The organism is Neisseria sp. P0009.S007 (assembly GCF_051962515.1).
The window spans coordinates 16023-22802 of record NZ_JBQCVF010000024.1; the positions used below are offsets into that span (position 1 = coordinate 16023).

Genomic DNA, 6780 nt, shown 5'->3' on the forward strand with positions numbered 1-6780 from the left:
ATGAAACACCAACAAGGCTTCACGCTTATCGAGCTGCTGATAGTCGTTTTGATTGCAGCCATTCTCGCTACCATCGCCTATCCGTCTTATCAAAACTACATCCGCCAAACGCGTCTCGCATCCGTCCGCACACAGATGCTGCATAATGCCCAACAACTTGAACGCTACTATACTCAAAAAAGTACTTTTGTAGGGTTTCCTACCGAAAATTTGCAGCAGAATCAATATTTCAATATTAGTTTTTCCGAAGGTACGGATTCTATGCCTGATCCTTCCGATTCAGGTTATATTTTGAAGGCTGTACCCAATAGAGAAACCAATGCCGATGAAACTTGTACCGTTTATTACAACGACAGCGGTATCATCTGGGCAAACAGTGATAAACAAAACTGCCCCGGTTATGAAATACCAAAATCGGAATAAATCGAAATATAAAAGGCCGTCTGAATTTTAGACGGCCTTTTGGATGGTTTGGCTGTATAAGCACATTAGCTTATACAGGGCAAAGATTGGTAATCCCGGCCCGATGTGAAGCCCATCTTAGCCTTTGCGGCGCGGTTCGTCAGGGCGGATGCGTGAAGCCAGTTGGTCGAGGATGCCGTTGACGAATTTATGGCCGTCGGTGCCGCCGAAAGTTTTGGTGACTTCAATGGCTTCGTTGATGATGACAGGATAGGGGGTCTCAGGCATGGTGCTCAGCTCATGGCAGGCAACCAGCAAAACGGCGCGTTCGATAGGGCTGAGATCTTTCTCGTCGCGGTCGAGCAGGGGGCTGATTTTTTCCATGTATTCTTCGGCATGGGTTTGCGCGCCGAAAAACAGTTTGTTGAACAGCTCTTCATCCATATTGGGCGCTTGGGACAGTTCGCGGATGTTTTTGGCGATTTCGGGAGCGGCTGTTTTGTTGATGCCTGCTTGATAAATGGCTTGTACGGCAAGCTCGCGTGCGCGGCGGCGTGGGCTTTTCATGGGTATTCCTTGTGAAGAGGGTGCCGATGGTTGTCGGCTGAATATTGAATGATTCAGACGGCCTCAATGTCATGATTGGGAGGCCGTCTGAAAATATGCGGTATTCAATACGGGGAGAACTTATTCTTCGTCGTCTTCGTATTGTTCTGACAAAAGATGGTTGACCAAGTTGGCACATTCTACGGCAACTTTGGCGGCATCGGAGGCTTTTTCTTCGATGCGTGCGACGGCCTGTTCGTCGTTTTCGGTCGTCAGGATGGCGTTGGCGATCGGGATGTTGTAATCAAGGGCAACGCGGCTGACGCCTGCGCCGGATTCATTGGATACCAATTCAAAGTGGTAGGTTTCGCCGCGAATGACAACGCCGATGGCAATCAGGGCATCGAATTGTTCGGATGAAGCGAGGTTCATCAGCGCGATAGGCACTTCAAGCGCGCCGGGGACGGTGGCAAGCGTGATGTTGTCTTCGGCTACGCCCAATTCTTTTAAGGTGCGGCAGCAAACTTTGACCATTTCGCTGCCGATTTCGTTGGTGAAGCGGGCCTGAACGATGCCGATGCGCAAGTTGGTACCGTCGAGGCGGGGTTCGATAATGTTCATGATGATTCCTTCAATATTGGTGAAATAGGGATTCGGCTCGGTTTCAGACGGCCTGGTTATAGGGAAGGCCGTCTGAAACGAAATGGGGATGGATTATTCTTGCGGCTGCCAATCGGCAACGGCTTGGAACTCGCCGTCTTCGTTTAATTCCCACGCGCTGCCTTCTGCCTGAGTCAGCAGGGGCGCGATGTCGGGATTGTCTGCGGTAATGGCGGAGAGGCTGACAATGCTGAAGTTGTCGGGATTGTCGGTGTATTCGTCGGTTTCGTCGCCGCTGAAAATACGCCAGCCGCTGTCGTTTTCAAATACGGGGGCTTCGCGGTAGAGGAAGCCGACGGGTTTGCCTTGTTCGGCGACGGTGTTGGTAACAATGCAGCGGTCGAGCGCTGCGGCCAATGCTTGGGCAAATTTGTTCATGGAGTTGGCAAAGAGATGATTTGGCATGATTTTACACGATTCGCCGCTTTTCCGCACGGATGTGTGCAGGGTCGGTTTGATGGTACAATGTCGGCAAGTGCCGTCAGGTTTGAACATGACGGCTTTTGATTGTTTATCGGCTTGAGGGACGCAAGAAACAATGAGCCAAAATAAAAAAGTTGCCGGTGTAGCCTTTTTATTTTGTTTCACTGCGGATGAGGCGTGCTTTCCGGCTGTTTTTTTGAAAGTATGGAATGAAACCTGATTTGCTCAAACAGCAGGCGCATCGAGCGATTCAAAAGCGTCTGGGCTATGAGTTCCGCAATATGGAGCTGCTTCAGCAGGCTTTGACTCACCGCAGCTACAATGCCAAACACAATGAGCGTTTTGAATTTGTCGGCGATTCGATTTTGAACTATTCAGTGGCGCGGATGTTGTTTGACGCGTTTCCGAAATTGTCGGAAGGCGAGTTGTCGCGGATGCGCGCGGCTTTGGTGAATGAAGGCGTATTGGCTGAAATCGCGTTGGAAATGAATGTCGGCGACGGTTTGTATTTGGGTGCCGGCGAGTTGAAGAGCGGCGGTTTCAGACGGCCTTCGATTTTGGCTGACGCAATGGAGGCGATGTTTGCGGCGGTCAGCTTTGACGCTGATTTTTCTGCGGCGGAAAAAGTGGTTCGCCATTTGTTTGCGGAACGCGTGAAACGTGCGGATTTGAATATCGGCAAGAAAGACAGTAAAACCGCTTTGCAGGAAGCCTTGCAGGCACGTCGCTTTGCCCTGCCGAAATACCGAATCGAAGAGCAGGCGGAGCAGACGGCTGATGCGATGTTTGTGATTTCCTGTGATTTGGGCGAACTCGGTTTCATCTGCAATGCACGCGGCAGCAGTCGGAAAGTGGCCGAGCAAAAAGCGGCATGTGAAGCTTTAGAGTGGTTGGAACAGAAGTTCCCTTTGAAAAAAGCTAAAAAATGATACTTCAGACGGCCTTTGAAAAAATGCAAAGGCCGTCTGAAACAATCAAGAAAGTCATATATAAATGGATATCGAAACCTTTTTGCAAAACGAGTCGCAACACCCGACGGATTATCGTTGCGGCTTTGTGGCCATCGTGGGTCGTCCGAATGTCGGCAAATCCACGCTGATGAACCATTTAATTGGTCAGAAAATCAGTATTACCAGTAAAAAAGCACAAACCACGCGCAACCGTGTAACCGGTATTTACACCGACGACACGGCGCAATTTGTGTTTGTCGATACGCCTGGTTTTCAAACCAATCACCGCAATGCCTTGAATGACCGTCTTAATCAAAACGTAACCGAAGCGTTGAGCGGCGTGGACGTGGTGGTTTTTGTGGTGGAAGCCATGCGCTTTACCGATGCGGACCGCGTGGTGCTGAAGCAGTTGCCTAAGCATACGCCTGTGGTATTGGTGGTCAATAAAATCGATAAAGATAAAGCCAAAGACAAATTTGCGCTTGAGGCTTTTATCAATGAAGTGCGCCAAGAGTTTGAATTTGCCGCCAGCGAGGCAGTCAGCGCGAAACATGGTCTGCGTATTGCCAATTTGCTGGAATTGCTCAAGCCGTATCTGCCGGAAAGTATCCCGATGTATCCGGAAGATATGGTGACGGATAAATCCAGCCGATTTCTGGCGATGGAGATTGTGCGCGAAAAACTGTTCCGTTATTTGGGCGAAGAGTTGCCGTATGCGATGAATGTTGAAGTGGAGCAGTTTGAGGAAGAGGAAAGCGGACTGTTCCGCATTTATATCGCGGTGTTGGTCGATAAAGACAGCCAAAAGGCGATTTTGATTGGCAAGGGTGGGGAGAAATTGAAGAAAATTTCTACTGAAGCCCGCCTTGATATGGAAAAATTATTTGATACCAAAGTCTTTTTGAAGATTTGGGTGAAAGTGAAATCCGGTTGGGCAGACGATATTCGTTTCCTGCGCGAATTGGGATTGTGATTTAATGTGTTTGAACAAAGGCCGTCTGAAAAATTTTCAGACGGCCTTTTTTTATCAAGCCAACAACTCAGTCAGACGTTTGACGATTTCATCCGCTGCTTGGCGTTTGGATGTTTCCGGAAATGAGGTTTCGGCAAGGTCATCAATAATGGTGATTTGATTGGTTGGTTTGCCCATGGAAACGGAAACTTGGTTGGCTACCAGCATCGGTACGTTTTTGCGCAAACGTTTTGCCCGAGCAAATTCCAAAACCTGATGGCTTTCGGCAGCAAAGCCGACGCAGAATGGTCGAGAAGGTAGGGCGGCAACGGATGCGAGAATATCCGGATTTTCCGTCAGTTCGATAATTGGAGGCTGATTGCCGTTTTTCTTCAGTTTCTCGTTGCTGCTGTTTTTGACTTTATAGTCTGCAACGGCTGCAACGGAAATAAAGACATCTTGCTCATGGATATGGCGGTGAACTGCCTGATACATGGCTTCTGCGCTGACAGCTTGTTCGGAATGAGCCAAGCCTGCTGGCAAGGCCATCTGAATTTGACCGTAAATCAGCGTGACTTTCGCTCCGGCAGCACGGCACGCACGTGCTAAAGCCATGCCCATTTGTCCGCTGGAAATATTGGTAATGCCGCGGACAGGATCGATGGCTTCAAACGTTGCGCCGGCTGTAATCAGAACTTTTTTGCCGCTCAATAGCTTGGGTGTCCATAAATCCTCTAACAAATCTGCCAGATCGACCGCTTCGACCATTCTGCCGGTACCTGTTTCGCCGCAAGCCTGTTCGCCGCTGTTTGGGTAAAACACGGTAATGCCGTCTGAAACCAGCTGCTCAATATTGCGCAGGTTGGCAGGGTTGTTCCACATTTCGACATTCATTGCAGGCGCAACGGCCAAAGGACATTTTCTGGCTGCGGCCAAAGTAGTCAACAGGTTGTCAGCCAATCCGTTGGCAATTTTGGCGATCGTATTGGCAGTGGCTGGTGCAATAAGAAATGCGTCAGCTTCACGCGTCAGATTGATGTGCGCCATGCCATTATTGGAAGTGCCTGAATAGGTATCCGATAAAACAGGGTTGCCGGTTAAAGCTTGGAAAGTCAGTGGGGAGACAAATTCCGTCGCAGAATCTGTCATTACCACTGATACAGAATGTCCTTGCTTTTTCAGCAGTCTGACCAGTTCGCAAGATTTATACGCCGCAATACCGCCGGTAATGCCGAGGAGAATGTGTTTGCTCATAAATAATGGGTTCATTAAATGAGGTATATAGGAATCAAATCAAATTAGATTTGTTCGATGTTGATCCTGGCCAGTTTTGCTTTAATCGCATTGCCATATCTCTTCGGTAAGAATGCTGAAACCACCCCGTTTTTCACTTCAGTCACATAACTGCAGACTTTAAATTCAGGAACAACATTGAGCGAGTAGTCCGGATTGACCAAAGGCGAAGCACTGGAGTACAGCGTCCATCTTGCCAGACTGCCGTCTTCATAATCAGTCGTTGCATTAAAGCTGGTGACCCCTTCGCTGAAAGCGATTTGATAATTAGAGTAGAACTCGCCGGGAATTTCGTGTGCATTACAGAAATCAAATAATCTGTCATGTGCAAACAGATTCTGACGGATATAGGCCCACAATTCTTTTTCTAGAAAATCTTGGTCGGCAAAATGCCTGGAAGGATAGCCCTCGTCGACAAAGTTTTGAATCCTTTCCTGCATATCTGGGACTGCGCCCGCTTTAGCGCCCCACATACCCGCAAGAATTAGGGCAGTATGCGAGCCCGAGTCACGAATAGTGTGGAATAGTGTACCACTTTTTATCCATTCGGATACGGCCGCTGCATCACGATAACAAATAATAGAATCTGCATCACGGAAAATAACGTATTCAACCTCGGGATCATTGATGGCAAGAAAGCGCCACATCGTACCCGGCCAGTTGTCCAATGGAGCGCCAACCTTAATCACTTCTGCACCGTTATTTCTAAATCGTTGAATAGCTTCAGCCGATACAGAATCGTCAATATAAAAACGACATGTCCAACCGGGGAAAAGTACAGGAGCAAGCTGGGTGTTTAAGACGGCAGGCTCAATATATTTGGAATTATTGCCAAATAAAGAAAAGGAGATAATCCGTTTGCCGTTTTTTGGAGCTGATGTCGGAATTATTTCATGTTCTAGGTCTGGGATGGCTTTGTCTTTTAGAACCAAAGCCTGATGACCGTAAAACCCGGTTTTTTCCCAATTATCTAGGGCGCCGTAAGCATGGGCAAGTAAATCCAAAGCAGGAATATAGGTGCTATCCAGCTCTAACGTTTTCATTTCAGCCTCAATGGCTTTTTCCCATTTCAACTGCTTCAGATAGGCATAAGCAACTTTGTGATGAAATTCGACAGATTGTGGATTGAGAAGGCAAAGAATCTCGGCACGTTTTAGCGCTTCCTCGTAATTTTCCTCTTCGATAAAAGAGTGATATGCTTGTTCAAATTTTTGTTGAATCTTTTCGTTATTCATAATAGGGACTATTCTAAATTTATGATTGTTTTATTGGAGAAAGTAGAGATTGTAAGAGTAGATGGGACTAAAGCGCCAGTAGTATAGAGATATAGAGTGTTTGAATGTGGCAATTAAGAGTAAAACTGCAGGACTATTTATCTTTGGATATCTGTTTTATCTATCGAACGATAAAATCCAATAAATTTTAAATTATTTAAATACAGATAGTTGTGAAAAAATTTTAATTTTTTTGAAGTTGGGTGTTGACTGGTTTTGTAGGTAGGCGTATAGTTCGGTTCTTCGCTGCTGACGCGGTGAAGAAAACGAAGCAGACAGT

At 47.3% G+C, this 6780-nt stretch carries 8 protein-coding genes and 1 pseudogene; 3 read left to right on the forward strand and 6 right to left on the reverse strand.

Annotated features, from left to right (window positions below; genetic code table 11):
- A partial coding sequence (locus tag ACTHS3_RS04175; protein ID WP_004519697.1) for a type IV pilin protein occupies positions 1-423 on the forward strand: 423 nt, incomplete at its 5' end.
- A 117-nt stretch (positions 424-540) separates the two neighbouring features.
- On the opposite strand, the gene nusB is transcribed toward ACTHS3_RS04175, so the two are convergent.
- The 3 genes from nusB to ACTHS3_RS04190 all read right to left on the reverse strand — a co-directional run bounded on the left by nusB (position 541) and on the right by ACTHS3_RS04190 (position 1986).
- Entirely contained in the window at positions 541-969 is a 429-nt protein-coding gene (nusB, locus tag ACTHS3_RS04180; protein ID WP_004519698.1) for a transcription antitermination factor NusB, read from the reverse strand.
- 120 nt (positions 970-1089) lie between these two features.
- On the reverse strand, positions 1090-1569 hold the full coding sequence (ribH, locus tag ACTHS3_RS04185; RefSeq protein ID WP_003748562.1) for a 6,7-dimethyl-8-ribityllumazine synthase: 480 nt from the start codon (positions 1567-1569) through the stop codon (positions 1090-1092).
- Positions 1570-1662: 93 nt separating this feature from the next.
- A complete protein-coding gene (locus ACTHS3_RS04190; protein WP_039862122.1) occupies positions 1663-1986 on the reverse strand; it encodes a DUF2185 domain-containing protein in 324 nt (107 codons plus the stop codon).
- Positions 1987-2240: 254 nt separating this feature from the next.
- Here ACTHS3_RS04190 and rnc point away from each other — a divergent pair, with 254 nt between their 5' ends.
- The gene (gene rnc / locus ACTHS3_RS04195) at positions 2241-2960 is read left to right on the forward strand and encodes a ribonuclease III (RefSeq protein WP_003683027.1); all 720 of its coding nucleotides are present in this window, start codon (positions 2241-2243) and stop codon (positions 2958-2960) included.
- A gap of 64 nt (positions 2961-3024) precedes the next feature.
- Positions 3025-3954 (forward strand): GTPase Era, encoded by a 930-nt coding sequence (gene era / locus ACTHS3_RS04200; protein WP_036493257.1) that lies wholly within the window; start codon positions 3025-3027, stop codon positions 3952-3954.
- A gap of 54 nt (positions 3955-4008) precedes the next feature.
- On the opposite strand, the gene coaBC is transcribed toward era, so the two are convergent.
- From coaBC to ACTHS3_RS04215, 3 genes and pseudogenes are all read right to left on the reverse strand, one after another.
- On the reverse strand, positions 4009-5187 hold the full coding sequence (coaBC, locus tag ACTHS3_RS04205; protein WP_039862104.1) for a bifunctional phosphopantothenoylcysteine decarboxylase/phosphopantothenate--cysteine ligase CoaBC: 1179 nt from the start codon (positions 5185-5187) through the stop codon (positions 4009-4011).
- Positions 5188-5231: 44 nt separating this feature from the next.
- Entirely contained in the window at positions 5232-6461 is a 1230-nt protein-coding gene (locus ACTHS3_RS04210) for a tetratricopeptide repeat protein (RefSeq protein ID WP_004519703.1), read from the reverse strand.
- A gap of 137 nt (positions 6462-6598) precedes the next feature.
- Positions 6599-6780 (reverse strand): annotated as a pseudogene (locus tag ACTHS3_RS04215) (hypothetical protein); the annotation flags it as partial.